Origin of the sequence: Mycobacterium sp. ELW1 (assembly GCF_008329905.1) — a bacterium.
Classification (GTDB): Bacteria; Actinomycetota; Actinomycetes; order Mycobacteriales; family Mycobacteriaceae; genus Mycobacterium.
Genome location: NZ_CP032155.1, coordinates 5,538,398 through 5,555,892 on the forward strand (window position 1 = coordinate 5,538,398; position 17,495 = coordinate 5,555,892).

Annotated in this window: 11 protein-coding genes and 4 pseudogenes; 4 read left to right on the forward strand and 11 right to left on the reverse strand. The window is 63.4% G+C overall.

Annotated elements, in window-relative coordinates; genetic code table 11:
- Nucleotides 1–275 precede the first annotated feature (275 nt).
- The 3 genes and pseudogenes from D3H54_RS26595 to D3H54_RS26605 all read left to right on the forward strand — a co-directional run.
- The gene (locus D3H54_RS26595; protein WP_149382631.1) at nt 276–1,466 is read left to right on the forward strand and encodes a hypothetical protein; all 1,191 of its coding nucleotides are present in this window, start codon (nt 276–278) and stop codon (nt 1,464–1,466) included.
- A gap of 134 nt (nt 1,467–1,600) precedes the next feature.
- A pseudogene (locus D3H54_RS26600) lies at nt 1,601–2,936 on the forward strand (IS21/IS408/IS1162 family transposase).
- A pseudogene (locus D3H54_RS26605) lies at nt 2,933–3,604 on the forward strand (ATP-binding protein); the annotation flags it as partial. The pseudogenes D3H54_RS26600 and D3H54_RS26605, both read left to right, overlap by 4 nt.
- 64 nt (nt 3,605–3,668) lie before the next feature.
- On the opposite strand, the gene D3H54_RS26610 reads toward D3H54_RS26605, so the two are convergent.
- From D3H54_RS26610 to D3H54_RS26620, 3 genes are read right to left on the reverse strand one after another with little or no spacing between them, the layout of a single operon-like run.
- Nucleotides 3,669–5,300: a tyrosine-type recombinase/integrase gene (locus tag D3H54_RS26610; RefSeq protein WP_210419600.1), complete on the reverse strand. Its 1,632-nt coding sequence runs from the start codon at nt 5,298–5,300 to the stop codon at nt 3,669–3,671.
- 34 nt (nt 5,301–5,334) lie between these two features.
- Entirely contained in the window at nt 5,335–5,649 is a 315-nt protein-coding gene (locus D3H54_RS26615) for a helix-turn-helix domain-containing protein (RefSeq protein WP_067393169.1), read from the reverse strand.
- Nucleotides 5,646–6,713 carry a tyrosine-type recombinase/integrase gene (locus tag D3H54_RS26620; protein ID WP_149382636.1) on the reverse strand — a complete coding sequence of 356 codons (1,068 nt, stop codon included), beginning with the start codon at nt 6,711–6,713 and terminating at the stop codon, nt 5,646–5,648. Before D3H54_RS26620 ends, D3H54_RS26615 begins: the two co-directional genes overlap by 4 nt.
- Nucleotides 6,714–6,852: 139 nt before the next feature.
- On the opposite strand from D3H54_RS26620, the pseudogene D3H54_RS26625 reads away from it, so the two are divergent.
- Nucleotides 6,853–7,026, forward strand: a pseudogene (locus tag D3H54_RS26625) (ATP-binding protein); the annotation flags it as partial.
- Nucleotides 7,027–7,735: 709 nt separating this feature from the next.
- On the opposite strand, the gene D3H54_RS26630 reads toward D3H54_RS26625, so the two are convergent.
- From D3H54_RS26630 to D3H54_RS26665, 8 genes and pseudogenes are all read right to left on the reverse strand, one after another.
- Nucleotides 7,736–9,202: an MCE family protein gene (locus tag D3H54_RS26630; RefSeq protein ID WP_149382638.1), complete on the reverse strand. Its 1,467-nt coding sequence runs from the start codon at nt 9,200–9,202 to the stop codon at nt 7,736–7,738.
- 1 nt (nt 9,203) lies between these two features.
- On the reverse strand, nt 9,204–10,292 hold the full coding sequence (locus D3H54_RS26635) for a virulence factor Mce family protein (protein WP_149382640.1): 1,089 nt from the start codon (nt 10,290–10,292) through the stop codon (nt 9,204–9,206).
- 47 nt (nt 10,293–10,339) lie between these two features.
- Entirely contained in the window at nt 10,340–11,689 is a 1,350-nt protein-coding gene (locus D3H54_RS26640) for a virulence factor Mce family protein (protein WP_149382642.1), read from the reverse strand.
- Entirely contained in the window at nt 11,686–13,020 is a 1,335-nt protein-coding gene (locus D3H54_RS26645; RefSeq protein ID WP_149382645.1) for an MCE family protein, read from the reverse strand. Before D3H54_RS26645 ends, D3H54_RS26640 begins: the two co-directional genes overlap by 4 nt.
- A complete protein-coding gene (locus tag D3H54_RS26650; RefSeq protein WP_149382647.1) occupies nt 13,017–14,042 on the reverse strand; it encodes an MCE family protein in 1,026 nt (341 codons plus the stop codon). Before D3H54_RS26650 ends, D3H54_RS26645 begins: the two co-directional genes overlap by 4 nt.
- Before the next feature lie 29 nt (nt 14,043–14,071).
- The gene (locus D3H54_RS26655; protein WP_149382649.1) at nt 14,072–15,475 is read right to left on the reverse strand and encodes an MCE family protein; all 1,404 of its coding nucleotides are present in this window, start codon (nt 15,473–15,475) and stop codon (nt 14,072–14,074) included.
- A gap of 7 nt (nt 15,476–15,482) precedes the next feature.
- Nucleotides 15,483–16,337 (reverse strand): annotated as a pseudogene (locus D3H54_RS26660) (ABC transporter permease).
- Nucleotides 16,334–17,044 (reverse strand): MlaE family ABC transporter permease, encoded by a 711-nt coding sequence (locus tag D3H54_RS26665; RefSeq protein ID WP_149383760.1) that lies wholly within the window; start codon nt 17,042–17,044, stop codon nt 16,334–16,336. Before D3H54_RS26665 ends, D3H54_RS26660 begins: the two are co-directional and overlap by 4 nt.
- Nucleotides 17,045–17,495: the final 451 nt, after the last annotated feature.

The window sequence follows — 17,495 nt, forward strand, 5'->3', positions numbered from 1 at the left end:
TCAACGGCGCAGCTAAGGTCGGGATGGCTATTGGCACACGCGCGCAGCATTTAGGGTTCGAGCGAAGTCAGAAAGAATAGAGAGGATTTAATATCAATTCTGAACCGACCGGCGAAGAAGGCCAACGTTTCGGTCTGTACGTGTGGTTTGTGCCGTTAGAGGACGCACTCAACGTGCCGCAGGGATACATAGCAAGCTTCCCCAAGGCTCGTTCGTCTCTCGACGCGGGTTGGCATCACACGGACTGGCATCCACAGTTCCGAAACTATGAGGCAATGATTTCGCTTAAGGTCTGGCATATACCGTCCGGAGTAGCCGGTATCCAAGAGCGCACCGCCGCAGCATTTAATGCATGCCGGAAAGCCTTCCCGTCCTACTTCCCCGACGAGGCTGCCGATCTAGACCCTGGTGAGTTATCTGTTGATATCGAAACATCAGTGGTTGAGGTGAGCGTTTCTGTTTATTCCGAAAACGTCCCGACTTCTCAACTAGCAGAATTATTTGAGGATGGTGTTGCGCACATTCAACGGTTGCAGCGGGCTCAAGGCTACGTAACTGGCCACCCCGTCCGCCCGATCAGCATTCAAACGCTTCCCCCACAGATACCGATGGCAACAGGCTCTGTCGGCACATCGGGACTCCGCACCGATGGAGGAATCAATTTGTACCTGCTAGAGCAGAATATCTGGCAGTATGGTACGCATACAGATTTTGATGAGCTCCAGCTTCGGAAATTTCAATCATTTGTGTTTCGCGACTCGGGAGTATTCAGCGGGTTCCTGTCGTCTAGCAGTGACGCCAGATCGGCACTTATCCATAGGGGCGATGCGCGATCTAGCCTGCTTGCTAGCGCAACCGCGTGCGAAGTTCTCTTAGATGATTTCTTCAAGCACTTGCTGTGGGAAAGTGCTGCCAGACCTGAAGACTGCGTGAAATTCTTCGTAGACCGACAGAGGATGTCACCCGTGTTATCGCGTGTACGCAGGCACTTAGGCGATCTCATAGGGGGCGATTGGAACCCCTCCACGCAGCCTGTCTTGCGTGCGTGGCAAGAGTCAATCGCCTACGGCAGAAATAGAACAATTCATGCAGGCTATTCACCTACATCTAAGGAAGCGCAGGCGGCTCTTGATACGACGGATGAACTTCACTCATTTTGCATGCACGCGCTCGCAGAGGAGAAGTCCAAATATCCGAAGACCGCGCTGATGGGCATCGGTGTGCAGATCCTGCAAGACCAGGGCCTCATGACCCCCCAGATCCAAAGTGAGTTGGAGAACGGAGACCCCGAAGACTGGCAAGCACGCTTCAAGCGTTGGCGGACGGCACTCGACCGCCTCACTGAACATGCTCTTGGCCGCTCAACGCTGGATGCTTCCGCCGCGATCTCCATTGCTGTGATTGACGCTCCAGGTCACGCGAGGTGGGTGCGCCACCTTCGTCAGGCCGGATTTGCCGCGAATTGACCGCGCTCACTGAAATTCCCCACTGACGCTCACTGAAATTCCCCACCCGTGTGGCTCCGCCGAGAAGGGCGGGCCTCCTTCGATGCTGCTGGTGTCTGACGCCAGTTGCTTCGTCGAAGGAGGCCCGCTTTCTCATGCTCACATGGGAGGACGATGTGGAAGTACATGCCCTGGCCAAGCGTGGTTGGACGATCTCGGCGATCGCCCGTCACACTGGCTTCGACCGCAAGACGGTCCGCAAGTATCTGGCCGGCGACGGCACCCCGGGGGTCCGCGCCCGGCCCGACCCGGATGGTCGCGAGGCTGACCGAGGACCCTCATCTGTGGGCCCGCACCCTCTACGACGAACTTGAGGAGCTGGGGTTCGGCCTGTCGTATCAGAGCCTGACCCGCAACATCCGCGCCCGGGATCTGCGGCCTGTCTGTGAGGCGTGCCGGACCGCCACGCAGCGTCCGAACGCGGTGATCCCACACCCGCCGGGTGAGGAAACCCAATGGGATTGGCTGGAATTGCCCGATCCACCGGCATCGTGGGGGTGGGGCAAGACCGCGCACCTGCTGGTCGGATCGCTGGCGCATTCCGGGAAGTGGCGCGGCTATTTGGCGCCGAGTGAGGATCAGCCACACCTGGTCGCCGGCCTGGACCGCATCAGCCGTGGTCTGGGCGGGTGCACTCGGGTGTGGCGGTTTGACCGGATGGCCACGGTGTGTGACCCCGGTAGCGGGCGGGTGACCGCGTCGTTCGCCGGGGTGGCCAAGCACTACGGCGTCTCGGTGGCGATCTGCCCGGCTCGGCGCGGCAACCGCAAGGGTGTGGTGGAAAAGGTTAATCACACCGCCGCCCAACGCTGGTGGCGCACCCTGGCCGACGAGGCCACCCCTGAGCAGGCCCAGGCAAGCCTGGATCGTTTCGTCCGGGTCCGTGGTGACACCCGACTGCGGGCCACCGCAGATGGGCCGACCGCGGTCGCCGTGGTCGCCACAACGGAGCCCCTGCACCCCGTGCCGGCGCAGGCGTATCCGGTGATCGTGGCCGAGGCCCGCACCGCATCGCGCCAGGCGATGGTGTCCTACCGCGGCAACCGCTACTCGGTGCCCCCGGAACTGGCCGCCGCCAATGTGGTGGTGTCACATCCGGTCGGCGGGCAGTTCTGCGACATCGCCACCACGAGCGGGATCGTGATCGCCCACCACCGCATGGCCGCTGACGGGCTCGGGGTGATGGTGCGTGACAGCGGGCATGTGATCGCCCTGGATGCCGTGGCAATGGCCACCGCGGCGACCGGGCGGCCACACCGCCGCAAGGAACGCATCCCACCCGGGCCGGCTGCCAAAGCCGCTGCCGCACAACTACTTCACCTCAAACAGCCATCCGTCACAACTATTGGATCTTCCACTCCGTCAACCGATTCCACCGTGATCGATCTGTCCGTTTACGAGCGGGCCGCCCAGAACAGGACCATCCAATGACCCCCACGCCACCCAACGCCATGACCGCCACGCAGGAGTCGCCGTCGGCGGCGGCGAGCCGCTATCAGCAGCTGCGCTCGCACCTGGCCGAACTCAAACTCACTGCGGCCGCCGAGGCGCTGCCCGCGGTGCTCGACCAGGCCACCGCCGAAGGCCTGTCGGTGACCGTCGCGTTGGAGCGGCTGCTGGCCGTCGAGGTCGAGGCCAGCACCGCACGCCGACTGGCTGGCCGGTTGCGGTTCGCCTGCCTGCCCACCCCGGCCACCCTGGCCGACTTTGATGTCGATGCCGCCGCCGGCATCGACCGCAAGCTCATCGACGAACTGGGCACCTGCCGCTACCTGGAAAGCGCGACCAACATTCTGCTCATTGGACCACCCGGTACCGGAAAGACGCATCTGTCCGTCGGATTAGCACGAGCTGCAGCACATGCCGGCTACCGGACCTACTTCACCACCGCGGCCGATCTGGCCGCCCGGTGTCACCGCGCCGCGATCGAGGGACGCTGGGCCACCACCATGCGGTTCTACGCCGGCCCGACACTGCTGGTGATCGACGAACTGGGGTACCTACCACTGCCCGCCGAAGCCGCTTCAGCGTTGTTTCAGGTGGTCTCACAACGATATTTGAAGACCAGCATCGTCATCACCACCAACCGCGGAGTGGGAAAAGCGCACTTGTTCACGCGAACCTGTGCGGAAGTGGCGTCGTAATGTGACACGTTCGCACCTGTCAGGGTTCAGCGAGCTGCTCGGGCAATCGGCCATCGTCGAGGTGATCGGCGAGGTAGATCATCGCTCCTTCGGGTCTCATCCCGAATGCTGCCGCGACGAGTTTCGGGTCGATCGTGTTGACCAGATCGGCCAGCCGAGTGCTGCGCAGCATCTTGGGTGGCAGACCGCATGGATCGAGCAGGTGACTCATGTATGCCTCGGACGCCGGTCGCCGGTCGGCTTTGGTGCCGCGGGTGACGATCACGTGCGGGTTGTTGGTGCGCAGGGTCTCGCGGTGATCGAGGCTGCGTTGCAGAGCGATCCAGCTGACCGGGTCCAGCGGCACGGGGTGGGGGCGCTTGCCGAGCCGGATCGAGCGATCACTGGTGTCGATGTGGTCGACCTGCAGCAGCCGCAGCTCACGGCTGGAGGCACCGTGCAATATGGCAAGGAGTCCGAAGAGGGCCTCGTGCGGGTGCGCGGCAGGGTCGGCGCTCCAGCGGCGAAACAGGGTGCGTTGCTGGGTGATGGCGACGGTGCGGCCGCGAAATCCCCTGTGACGCTTGGCCGACATGCCGCGCGTCGGGTCGATGAGCACCGCACGGTAGTTGCGTGCGAATCGGAAGAATTGGCCCAATACAGTCAGGCGTCGCGCTCGGGTGTTCGGCAGTCCGGCGAGGAACGCCTCGATATCGGTGACGTCAACGAGTGCCCAATCCTGTTTGCCGCGGTGGGTATCGAGGAAACAGGCGAGGTCGCGCACTATCGTCAACGCTGACTCGATGGTGCGGTCGGTGCGGGGCCGGGTGCCCGCACGCCGGGCCCGGTCGCGGGCGTGCAGCATGGATTCGGCGAAGGCCGCGACAGCGGCGCGCATCGGAGCCGGGGTGGCATCGATCCGTTTCTTGCGCCGTCCAGCGGCGAGCCTCTGGTCCTGGTCGGTGGCCATCGCCAGTCCACGCTCGGTGAAGAACGTCTCCAGGGCACGCGCCAGTGATCCCATCGACCGGCCGGGCCGGCGGGCTCGCTCGAGCACGCTTTGCGGGTGGTTGGGGTGTTCGTCTTCGAGAAGTCGAGCAAGCGTGGTGATCAACCTGCAGGCGCGAGCGGGACAGTGATGGGCGGCCAGATGCGCGACGAAGTCGTCGAGCCAGTCCGGTGGTTCGGCGAGCCCAGCGGCCAGGGTCTCGCCGCGTACGAACGGCCGGTCGGGGTGGCGCTGCCAGCATCGCCCGCACATACCGCGCCCGGCGTGGCGGCGCAGCTCACCGCAGGACACACAGATGCGGGGCGGCTCCTTTGGCGGGCCGGGCCGCGAGCACCGGCCACACCACCCAGTCGAGCGGAGATAGCCGGGCTTTGCGCAGCGCGGGCACGCCGATTTCGCAGCGGCGAGCGCGGCCCGCTTCTGGCACGGCCGACACACCGTCTCACCGCGGAATTTGATCGGTCCGCCGCATTCGCGGCAGCGGCGTGAGCACAGCACGCACCGGCCCGTCTCCGGAATCAACACCCGGCCCTGGCCGCAGCCCGGGCATCGCGCCTTGGCCGCCTGCTCTCGTAACCGGCGGGTGCACCGGCAGCAGTGCTCGCGGCCGATGTATCCGACCGGTGCGCCGCAGTCGAGGCAGTCTCGTTGCCGTTTCCCCATCAGCCGCAACCCGTTCTAACCCTTGAGTGGGGCCCTACATTGGCGGCATCGACCGACCCCGCGCGGTGGCGGTCTTGGGCTCTGAGACAACTGGGCGCGGCGATGGCGCGATCTGTTCGACTGGGGTGGTGTCGATCTCGAACAAGTCATCTGCGGTGCAGTCCAGCGCGGTGCATAAGGCGATCAGCGTCGAGAGCTTGATCTGGGTGGGCTCTTTGGTCAACAGCGCTGACACCGACGCCGCTGATAACTCCAGACCCGCTCGCTCGGCCAGTAGCCGCCGCAGCTCGGTGCCGGTCCAGACCTCGCGCTGGGCCGCGGCCATCCGTAGCCGCCATCGAATCTTCATGCCGTCCCGTCCTCTCCGCTCAGCTCGGCCAGCGTCGAGGTGACCGCACGCCGGTAGGCGTCCTCGATGAATGTCGCCGACGGCCGCACATACCGCATCGTCGAGCTCACCGTCCAATGCCCCAACAGCTGTTGAATCGCAACCAGATCCACACCGCGCTCATAGTTGTGAGTAGCGCAGGCCCGGCGCAGCGCGTGCGGGCTGAACCGCTCGGTCGCCGGCCGGCCCTCCAGCTCCATCAGATATCGCAGCCGATTGCGGATCGTGCCACGATGCAATGGGCCGCCGGACTCGTCGGCGAACAGCACCGGCGAGTCCGGGAACTTCGGGCGCACATCGGCCAGAAACCAGCGCAACAACACCTCCAGCCCGTCCAACATCGGTACCCACCGCGGCCGGGGACCGGACATGTGGGCAGCCTTGCCGAACCGCACGTGCAACTTACCGAACGGTCCACGATCGAAATGCACGTCCGGAATCTCCAGCAGCGCAGACTCTTCCGACCGCAACCCAGCGTGATACAGCGTCCGGAACATCGCGTAGTCCCGCGCGGCCGGACCGTACTTGCGGGCGGTGGCGATCCTCGACTTCAGGAACTCGAAGAACTCGCTCACCCGCTCCGGGGTCGGCGGCGCCGCGACTGCCGGCGAGTCGTCACCCACGTGCCGGGAGGCGTTGAACTCGTCCACCGGGCATACCAACCGCGTCCCGAACATGGCCTCGATCTCAGCAGCCTTGCGGGTCTGCAGAAACCGATGGAACCCCTTGAAGATCTGCACGTACTCTCGGCGCGTCGACGCCGCTCGCCCCGCCATCGCCAGCTCGCCGACCACCCGATCGATGTCCTCACTGGTGACCTCCCACGCCGGACGCCCCAGCGCCGCCAACGTCCGCTCCAACAACCCAATATCATTGTCGATCGTCACCAGGCTGAATCCTCGAGCATGCCACGACGCCACGAACGCATCGACGCATTCACGTTGAAACACAACAGGATCGGCAGAAATAGGCTCGACCGGTGCGGCGCCACCGGGAATCAGCCGCAGACCCTCCACTAGCCGCACACCTTCTTCTCACCTAACTGGTTAAGGCAGCACCTAATATATCGCGACCACGCCTTGAAGATCGGCAAGACACGCAGACCAGTCGAAAGCCCAGCTAGCAGGGCAAAACGGTCACAACGAACATGTGCCAGCTCCAGTTGCATGGGGCGAGATCCTCGGCGACACCACCGTGGCCGCCGCCATGCTCGACCGCCTGCTGCATCGCTCGGTGGTCATCAACCTCGACGGCGAGTCCTACCGACTACGCGACCACCACGCCGCCGCGGAAACCCTGCGCCGAACCACCACCGGAACCCGCCAACAACTACACTGACCGCTGCTCACAGGTGAGGAATTTCGGCGAGCACACCTGAGGACATTCGATGAGCGCCGTCATCGCCGCCGAGGCCCGCCGCGCGTCACCGATGCGGCGGGATCCGAACTCCACTCGACTAGCACAGGGGTAAGAGATCGAGAACCCTTGCCTAGTGGCGCATAGGGTCCGACAAGCCTTCTGCATGCAGGTGCGCCGGAACGTCTGGCTGTGGTGGGCAGGCAAACTCTCGTCATCCATTCTCCACAAGACTCGACGCGGAGGAAGGACGCGAGCATCGCAAACCGCGTTACGCAGCCGAAGTCGTTGGGCATCCGCCGGCGTGCTTTCGATGCTGTCGACCGTTGGGGCAGTCAAGAATGCATCATCCTGCTGCGCGGTTGCACGCTGCACGAAGGCGTGGCGGTCGCTGACGGAATTAGCGGCACGCCCGGGACATCGCCATTGCTCGATGTGCTCGTAGTGACCGTCAGTATCGTTGTCGCCGAGGCCAACCCGCTTGACGATCTGGCGTCCTGGACCTCCGCAATCCCAATCGAACCCCGCCGTGGACGATCCTCGCCGAGTCGGTTCAAGCCCCGCTCCGTTGCCGTCATTGTCGTACGTCGATTTGCGCGGGGACGTGTGCATATCGACGTCCGAGTTGGGGGTTGGGGCCAGGTGATCCGTCGTATCAGGTCCGGCTTTAGCCTGTGCTGCCATGTGACCGTCAGTTGGCTGCCTGTGGCATCAGCATTGTCTGCCACGTCTGCTGTTGTGGAGCTGACTTGGCCAGATCAGATTGACTGTAAACATGCCCGTCGGGTCCGATGTAGGCGCCCGTGGCGGGATCGTATTGCGCCATCGCCAACGGCGGCGGCGGTGACTCGGGTGCAGGCGGACCCGTGGGCGGTGACGGAATTTGGGGTGATTGTTGCGGAACCCCTTGGCCGGACAGGGTGGCGTTGGGGTCGCCTTTCCAGTTGTTTCCGTCGTTGAGCGGTACATAGTTCTGGTCGCTCTCGCACATCTTGACCGTGGGCGCGCGCTTGCCAGGCACGGTCATGCAGGGGTAGTTGCGGGCGCCGCGCACAGCCGTGATCGGTGCATCCTGCGGGATGCGGCAGTACATGTCTCCGGCGGGGATGTCGGGTGCATCCTCGAACGTGGGGACGCGCTGCTGCTGGATAGGCAGGAACCCGGTGTTGCAGGGCGGAGGGATGTTCATGTTGAGGTTGAAGTCCAGATACAAGCCTCGGTATGCCTGTTTGGTGTTCATGTTGGGAACGGCCATGCCCTGGAATTCAGCGGTCCCGGCGGGCAGCAACACAAGAAGTTGTTCGATGGAAGGCTGATAGGCGATTGCCACCGTGTTCGTACTGACCAGATTTGCCAGCAGGACGGGAAGCGTCGGTTGAAACCGATCGACGAGTTCACGCGCCTGCTGCGCTGCCTGAGGGCCGGTGCTCAAGATTCCGGCTACCGATGCGTCGTCGTGTTGCAGTTGCCGGGTAATCGTTGCGAGATGAGCGGCCCATGCACCGATTTCGTCCGATGTCTGAGCTTGCGAGTCAAGAACCGGTTGGGACTGATCGATCAGGGTGGTGAGCGAGTCGAGGTTGGCGCGCGCGTCGATAGCCAGTTGCGTTGAGCCCCTGACCAATCGCGAGATCTCGGGCCCCAATCCGTGTACCGCTGAGTAACTTTCATCGATTACGGTCTTGAGGTTGCCCTTCGGTATGGCTGCGAGGCCCCGGTTAGTGGCATCGAGCAGCGTGTTGATGTCGGGTGATACCCGGGTGTTGTCGAGGGTGATGACGGCGCCGTCTTTCAGTGGTGCTGAATCATTGCGTGGAATCAGCGCGATGTACTGCTCTCCGACTGCCGAAACGCTGTGTACCTCGGCCTGCAGGTCTGATGGGATGGGGACATCGGAGCGCAGCGACAGCACGGCCTCCACGCCGCTATTGGTGAGATGGATGTCTTTGACTCGTCCCACTTCGGTGCCACGGTAGGTCACGTTGCCCGACTTGTAGAGGCCGGCGGCTTGAGGCAGTTGAACCGTCACCGTGTACTGCCCGATGCCGAACCAGGTAACCGGGGCCTTGAAGTAGCCGAAGAACATGACGGCGCCCGCCACCATGGCGACGGTGGTGAAGATCACAAGCTGGATCAGGGTCCGTCGGTGCAGATGCATGTCAGGGTCCCTGATTGGTTTGGTAGGGGACGACGAGCGGGTTGCCCGCGGTGTAGGGGCTGGGTAGCTGGCCGATGGTGCGGCCCCACTGCAATTCCAACTCGGTGAGGTTTCCTTCCCAGCGGGTGCCGGTGAAGAGCGAGGAGTCGATGCGGCTCAGGGTGAGATCGATGACGGCGGTGAGGTTTGCGTAGTCGCCGCGGATCCAATTGGTCAGGGTTTCCTTCGGCCACGGGAAGGTACCCAGAAAGCTCAGAGACCGCGTCAGCGCCGGGCCGGCGTCAGCTAGCGACTGCAGCACAGGTGCGATCGCCCGCAGTTCTCTGACGAGGTTGTCCTTGGTTTGATTGATTGAATCAGCGGTCAGCGCACTGAATTTCCCGAAGGTGTCTAGAGCATCGGCGAGATGGGTGCGCTGTTCGTTGAGGACGGCAAGGGCATCGGGGATCGTGTGCAGAGCCCGATCGAGCACCGGTTTCTGGTCGGCGAACTGGCCGGCCAGACTGTTGAGACTGTCGGTTGCGGCGACGATGTCGCCGGTCTGATGGTTGAGCTTGGTGATGAATTGGTCGAGCTGCGTGATCAGGCTTTTCAGGTCATTTTCCCGCCCGGCGAAAGCCGTGCTGAACGCCGCGGTGATGTCCTGAATTTGGCCCAGACCACCCCCGTTGAGCATCAGCGACAGAGCCGCAAGGGTTTGTTCTGTCCCGGGATAAGCGGCGCCGTTGGACAGCGGGATCAGCGATCCGTTGTGCAGCCTGCCTTCGGGCGCGGCATCGTTGGGTGGCCCCAACTCGATATGCAACGAGCCAAGCAGACTCGTCTGGCCGACCTTGGCGGTGGCATTAGCCGGCAGCTGTACATCGCCGTTGAGGGTCATGGTCACCAGCGCGTGCCAATCCTGGCGTTCGATCTTGGTGACATTGCCAACCGTCGCGTCGCCAACGCGCACTCGGGCGTTGGGTTCCATGTAGGCGACGTCGGGCAGTTGCGCGGTCACGACGAAGGACCCGGGACCGCCACCTTCTGTCCCCGGTAGCGGCAGTGAATTCAGGCCCCGCCATTGACATCCCGACGTTCCCGCGATCATGGCTGCTGCCAGCGCACAAAGCGTGAGCCGGCGAAAACCACTATCCGTCACGACCCACCCCCGGGCATCATCATCCCCGGCAGGCCTGCTGACGGATTGGTCGCCACGGCCGCATCGCGGCCGGCCGGAAGGCTGGGTGACTCGGCGGGGGCTGTGGGCACTTCAGCCGGCAGGGGTGGGGCATCGGCGGCTGCAGGTGCTGGAACGCCGGGGGCGGCAGGCGGGACGAAATCCGGTCGCAGCCATGGCTCGCTGTAGGTGATTTCATTGGGACGCGCCGCTTCCCCGACAATGAGGTTTTCGCCCAGAGGCGGGAAGTTGAACTGGCGGTTCTTGATAATGGGTGCGAGGTATTGCACGCATAGTTTGGCCGACTGCTCGTTGTTGAGCCGCGATGCTGCCTGAATCGCGCCGCACAGGAATGTGATTGGGTTGGCGAAGTTGTTGAGGGCAAGCGCCCCGGTCAATGCCGCTTGCGACGGCTGGTAGATGTTGAGGAAGTTCTGGAACGCGTTGGGGGCGACGTGCAGGGTTTGTTTGATGTCGTCGAGGCTGTCGACCACGGCGGTGGATATCGAGGACAGCTTGTCAGCGCTTGTACTGAGCGCATCCCGATTGTCGCTGATGAAGCGTTGCACATCGCCGACGGCGCTGTTCAGATCGCGTACAGCCTGACCGACCTGGTTTGGGTCGTCGGCCAACAGAGCGGTCACCGCCGCCATGTTGTGATTCAACCGCCCGAGCAGAGTGGAACTGTCCTGCAGTGCTGTCACCAGCACGGCGAGATTTTTCACGGTGCCGAAAGTGTCCTCACTGTGATCACCCAAGATGGAAAAGGCCTGGGAGACCTTGATCAAGGTGTCCCGGATGTTGGCGCCTTCACCGCGCAGGTTGTCTGCTGCGGTGTTGATGAAGGCGCCCAGGGTGCTCACACCGCCAGGTTGGGTGGGCTGAAGCGCGTCGGTGAGCTTCTGCAGTTGGGCGCGGAGGTCGTCCCATTCCACGGGTACGGCGGTTCGGTCCTGCGGGATGACCGTGCCGCTGGCCATCACCGGCCCACTCGTGTACGGCGGCGTGAGTTGGATGGCGCGAGAGGTGATCAGCTGTGGTGAGAGGATTGCAGCTCTGGCATCGGCGGGAATCTTGTATTTGCTGTCCACCCAGAAAGTGATCTTGACGCGCTGGGCTTGGGGTTGGATCGTGTCGACTTTGCCGACCGGTACGCCGAGAATGCGGACTTCATCCCCGGCGAACAAGCCGTTGCTGTTGTCGAAATATCCGACGATGCGTGTCTTGCCGGCGGCGGCTGGTATTCGGACTGCCACCATGACTCCGGCAACGAGGCAGGCGGTGAGGACGATCGCTAAACCGATCTTGGCCAGGCGGATGTTGATCATTGTCCTGCCCCTGATACCGCGGTGGGTCCTGGCGGGTTGGCGGCTGGCGACTCCCCCGGTGCGGGCTGATAGACCGGTGCCGGTGTGGGTTCGGGTGTGGAGGCCAGCCGTGGCGGTGCTACCGCTGGCGGGCCGGGCGGTGGGCCGCCGGGAGGCGGGGCGGGAAGCGGTTCGCGGTAGGGATAACGGGGGTCGTCGGGTTTGCCGGTGATGGCGTCGGGCAGCGTGAGGTGGGGCTCGCCGCCTTGGCCTGTGCGGGGCATGGGCAGCGGCAGCGCCGGGGTGCCGGGCTGACCGACCTGCGGGTCGCTGCGTTGGGACGGCAATAACACGTTGGGATCGAGACCTAGGTCCGAGAAGGCGGCGTCGACGAAGGGCTGCACAAACTGCCCAGGCAGCAGGTTGGCGACGTAGGCCTTGAAGAACGGGCCGGAGGCCACTGACTCACCCAGTGATAGGGCGTACTGGTTGAGGTACTTGATCGCCTGTTGAACCCGGTCTTTGCGGTTGTCCACGATACTAAGGACTCCGTTGAGTTTGTCGAGGGCGGGATGCAGGTGGGCGCGGTTGTCGGCGATGAATCCCGACAGTTGCCGGGCGAAGGCGGAAATGTTGCGCGAGATCTGCTCCAGCGCAACGCTTTGTGTGCGCAGCTGGGCGAGCAGCGCATCGGTGTTGGCGATCAGGTTGACGACTTGATCGCTGCGCTCGGCCAGGACTGCTGTGGTTTTCTTGGCATTAGCCAACAGGTTTCGTAATTGCGTGTCGCGGTCGTTGAGGGTCTTGGAGAAGCGCGCGACGCCGTCGATGGCGAGCCTCAAATTCGCAGGGGTGCCCTCAAACGTGTGCGACAGGGTGTCGAGCGCATCGGAGACCTGCGTGGTGTTCAGGTCGCTGATCGTGGCGGACAGGTCGCCCAGGGCGTCGGGCAGTTGGTAGGGAGCCGTCGTCCGATCGACGGGGATCGCTGCCGACAGGGGGCCCTCACCGCGCGGAGTGATCTCGAGAAACTTCGCGCCCAGTAGGCTTTTCGTCTTGATCGCGGCCTCGGTTCGATCGCCCAAATGCACATCGGAACCGACGTCGAAGGTGACCCGCACCCGAGCTCCGTCGAGCTCGACGCTGTTGACTTCGCCTTCCCGCAGTCCGAGGACGTGAACAGGGGCGCCGGGTTGTAAGCCGCCGGCTTCGGCGAAGTACGCCGAGAAGGTCTGCGTCGAGTTGACGAACGGCAGGTGCTTGTATTCGAGGGCAACAGTGACGGTGCCCACGACCATCACCAGGCCGATCGCGCCGAGGACCACGGGGTTGCGTTCAGAGAAGGCTTTCATTTTGGCGCGCACCTCCCGGTGGATTGCTCGGCCAACTTGACGTAGACCGGTTGGCCGCCTTTACCGTTGACCTTCAGCAGCAGATCGCACAGGTAGAAGGTGAAATAGTCGCCATAGATGCCCAGTCGGGTCAGGGTCTTGTAGGTGTCGGGCAATGTGTTGAGCAGATTGTCGACGTAGTCGTGGTCTGCGACCACGATCCCGGCCGTGCGATCGGTCTGTTGAACAGTGTCGCGGATCGCTGGCCGGGCCTGACCGAGCAGGTCGGCGACGGTCCCTGCTGCGGCGTTGGTGTAGGCGACCGCGTTCGTGATGTCGCTGCGACGGGCGGCGAGGCCTTGCACCAGTGCCGAGAGTGAATCCACCGCTTTGGTGAACTGGCCACTCTGATCGCCCAATGAACCCAGCACCGTGTTGAGGTTGGTGATCACACTCTCTATCAAGGTGTCTCGATCGGCGAGGGTGTGGGTGACGGCCGCGGTTTGATCAAGGAACGAGCCGATGGTCGCGCCCTCTCCCTGGAAGGCTTCAATCAGTTGCGCGGACAACGCATTGACCTGCTGTGGGTTGAGCGCGCGAAACAGCGGTCGGAACCCACCCAGCAGGGTGTCCAGATCCAGAGCAGGCTGGGTACGGTCGACCGCGATGGTCTGGCCCGCATTAAGGCGCGCGACGCTGCCGGCGCCCTGTTCCAGCGCCAGGTACCGACCGCCGATCGGGTCGGCCCATCTGATGGCAGCTCGCGTGCCCTGGGTGAGCACGACCGTGTCGTCAGCGGAGAATTCCACCACCGCAACGGTGTCGTGGAGTGAAATCTCTTTGACCTTGCCGACCTCGACCCCGGCGATCCGCACCAGGTTGCCGGCCTGCAGCCCGGTGACGTTGGTGAACTCGGCGCGGTAGGTACTTTCGGGTCGGAACCTCAGTTGGGAGAAGATCGCCAGCGCAGCGAATGTACCCAGCAGGCATACCACCGTGAATACGGCGAACCGCCAAGCGGCCGGAACGAGTTTGTCTTTCACGGCTGCGTTTCCTTCATCGCTCGTCTGCGTCACGGTGTTGGCCCTGCCGTAGTGGGGACGTTCGGTGGGGGCGCAGGCGGCTGTTCTGCTGGCGATGCGGTGTCTGGTTGAGGTGCAGGCGGCACTCCCGGGTAAAGGGGCACGCCGCCGGGGCCGTAGAGCGGAGCCCCGTAGGGAGGGGCACCCGGGTAGGGCACCGGTCCGATTGCGGGAGGGCCCATCCCACGCATGCTTGGCGGTTCAGGCACAGCGCGGGTGGCAGGGAAATAGTCGACGTACCATGGGTGGCCGATGCCGGGGTTGGGCCGCCAGTCCAGGCCTGTGCCCCACCCGGTATTGGTGATGAGTTTGCGCACCGGGAAGTTCGTGCGCACGTCGGGCAGCGAACCGCAGCTCGGTTTGCCGCCAGGACCACCTTTAGCCGCGACGATCGGCAGGTTCTGCGGATAGCGATACGGGTCGTCCCCCAGCAGCAGCGCAGCGTCGAGGATGATGGACTTGCCGTTGCCGCCGATGGCTTCGTAGCCGCCGTGGTCGAGGAAGAACTTCGCTCCTTGCAGCAAGCAGGTGTACTCCGGGTTGTACTTCAACAAGAGATCTGTCGTCGGCGCCAGCCTATTGATCCCCTGTACCAAGTTGTCCTTGTTGGGGGCCAGCAAGTTGGTGGCGTCGGTCGAGAATCCAATTGCGTTGAGCAGCAACGCATCGAGGTCCTTGGCATGGCCGGTGATCATGCTGCTTGTGGTGCTGGCGGCGTCGAGGGTGGCGAGGATGTCCTGGGCGGCGGCGCCGTAGGCGTCGGTGAAGCCTTTGAATGAGCGCCAATCTTGAGCGACTGTGTCCATTCGGGGATTGAGCGCCAGCAGTACCTCATTGGCGGCGCTTGTCGCTTCACCGATGCGGGGTCCCTGGCCCCGGACCCCGTCGGCCAATGCAGTCAGTGTGGCATTGAGTTTGGCGACGTCGATTTGATGCAATACACCGACCAGGTTTTCGAATACGGTGTTGACTTCGGTGCTGACATTGCGCGCCTGCAGAATCTGTCCGGCCCTTAGCCGTTGCGGGCTCGGGTCGTCCGGATAAATCAGGTCGACATACTTCGCGCCGAACGCTGTGGTGGCTCGGATCTCGGCACCGACGTTGGCCGGGATGAACCGGAGCTGATCGGGGAACATCTCGAGTTTCAGGCTCACCGGCTGCGCGCCGCCCGTGACAGCCGCTACCCGGCCGACCTCGACGCCGCGCAGCTTGACCTTTGCCCCGGACTCCAACACCAAACCCGTTCGGTCCGAGGCTAAGGTGACGGGCGCGTAGTTGGTGAAGGTGCCGGCGAACAGGCCGAGACAGATTGCGACAATCGTTGCGAGAACCACGAATAGCATTGCCGTCCACCACAGCGGGTGGACGTGTCGAGGTGAGTGCGCCGCGCTCATAGTCGCCCTATCCCGACAGGTGAAAGTTGCCGGACTGGCCGTAGATGGCCAGTGTCATGAGCAGGATGACGAACACCGCGGAGATCAAGGACGCGCGTACTGCGCGCCCAACCGCTTCGCCGACGCCTGCCGGTCCGCCTGAGGCGGTGAAGCCGTAGTAGGTGTGAATCAGCATGATGACCACCGCCATGACGATTACCTGGACGAACGACCAGACCATGTCGGTCGGGTTGAGGAAGGTGGTGAAATAGTGGTCATAGACGCCGGTTGATTGGCCGTAGATGAATGTGGTCCCGAATCGGGCGGCGAGAAATGACATCAGCATCGCCACGCATTACAGCGGGACGACTACGATGACCCCGGCGATGACCCGGTTGGCAGCCAGGTAGGCCACCGATCGGATGCCGATAACCTCGAGAGCGTCGATCTCCTCGTTGATCCGCATCGCCCCCAGTTGCGCGGTGGCGCCGGCGCCGATCGTGGCTGCCAATCCGATAGCGGCGATCGATGGCGCGATGAGCCGCACATTGAAGTAGGCCGAGGCGAATCCGGTTAGGGCCTCTACTCCGATGTTGGAGAATTGGGTGTAACCCTGGACGGCGATCAGTGCACCGGTCGACAAGGTCAGGAAAGCGACGATGACGACAGTTCCGCCGATCACCGCCAACGCTCCCGCGCCCAGGCTCATCGTCGCGATCAACCGCAGCAATTCCGTTTTGTATTTGGCGAATACGGTCGGGATGGACCAGATGGTGTCAGCAAAAAATTGGGCCTGGGCGCCGATGCGGGTCAGTCCGTCTAGGACCGCGGCTGCTTTCCGGCGAAGCCTTGGCTGCGGTGTGCTGGGCACGCCGGCGCTCATATGGTTGCCTGAACGCCGACAGCCGTCGCGATGATGTTGATCGCGAACAGCGCCATGAATGTGAAGACGACAGTCTCGTTAACCGCGTTGCCGACGCCGGCCGGTCCGCCGCCGACCGACATACCTTTGTAGCACGCGATGAGGCCGGCACTGAGGCCGAACAATGCCGCCTTGATGATGGAGATGACCACGTCGGCTCCCCCGGTGATCAACGTCAGTCCTGCGACGAACGCTCCTGGTGTCACATGTTGGATGAACACGGCGAACGAGAAGCTTCCGGTCAGACCGACCAGGATGACGATCGAGGACAGCAGCGTCGCGACGACGGTCGCCGCGAGAACGCGCGGCACGACCAGGGCTTGAATCGGGTCGATGCCCATAACCTTCAGCGCGTCGAGTTCCTCGCGGATGGTCCGCGCCCCCAGGTCGGCGCACATCGCGGTTGCACCGGCGCCGGCAACTACCAATACGGTCACGACCGGCCCTAGCTGGGAGACGACCCCGTAGGCGGCGCCTGTGCCTGACAAGTCCGCCGCTCCCAGCTCGACCAGCAAGATGTTGAACGTGAAGACGAGCAACACGGTGAACGGGATGGCCAACAGTATGGTCGGAAGTAGGGAGACGCGGGCTACGAACCACGCCTGCAGCAAGAATTCTCGCCAGGCAAACGGCTTCGTCACGATCGCCGCGAAGGTGTCCAACGACATGCCGACGAAACCGCCGAAGGCGCGGACCGGTTTGGACGCGATGGTGTCGTAACGCCTCCGCAACCGGCCTGCGCCACCCGGCCGATGCCGAGATACCGGGTCGGGCACTTCCGAGCTTGCAGCCGGGACGGCGGGTCCACCCAACTGCAACCCACCCATCGTGTTTACCTCCTGAGACGAGCCGCCGCGGGCAACAGAGCCAACTGTCGAACTACCAAAACTAAATTAGACTTAGCCCACACCAATTGCAACATCCCGTGCTGTTACTTGGGACGATGGCGCACTGAGGCCTTCGTTTTGCTGCCGTGAAGATCGCTTTTTCGGTCGTCAATTAGGTACTGCACATCCAGCCCGGGCGGGCTCGTCGTTGCCGTGGCCGCTCGGGCGACCGCCGGGCGGGGTAACCGGTCGAGCAGAAGCTGCTCACGCCGAACCGAGCATGGTTGCCATC

Coding starts and splice junctions, on each gene's coding strand:
- D3H54_RS26595 (WP_149382631.1), top strand. CDS start 276: ATGATTTCGCTTAAGGTCTGGCATATACCGTCCGGAGTAGCCGGTATC.
- D3H54_RS26610 (WP_210419600.1), bottom strand. CDS start 5,300: ATGGGGAAACGGCAACGAGACTGCCTCGACTGCGGCGCACCGGTCGGA.
- D3H54_RS26615 (WP_067393169.1), bottom strand. CDS start 5,649: ATGAAGATTCGATGGCGGCTACGGATGGCCGCGGCCCAGCGCGAGGTC.
- D3H54_RS26630 (WP_149382638.1), bottom strand. CDS start 9,202: ATGCATCTGCACCGACGGACCCTGATCCAGCTTGTGATCTTCACCACC.
- D3H54_RS26635 (WP_149382640.1), bottom strand. CDS start 10,292: ATGATCGCGGGAACGTCGGGATGTCAATGGCGGGGCCTGAATTCACTG.
- D3H54_RS26640 (WP_149382642.1), bottom strand. CDS start 11,689: ATGATCAACATCCGCCTGGCCAAGATCGGTTTAGCGATCGTCCTCACC.
- D3H54_RS26645 (WP_149382645.1), bottom strand. CDS start 13,020: ATGAAAGCCTTCTCTGAACGCAACCCCGTGGTCCTCGGCGCGATCGGC.
- D3H54_RS26655 (WP_149382649.1), bottom strand. CDS start 15,475: ATGAGCGCGGCGCACTCACCTCGACACGTCCACCCGCTGTGGTGGACG.
- D3H54_RS26665 (WP_149383760.1), bottom strand. CDS start 17,044: ATGTCGTTGGACACCTTCGCGGCGATCGTGACGAAGCCGTTTGCCTGG.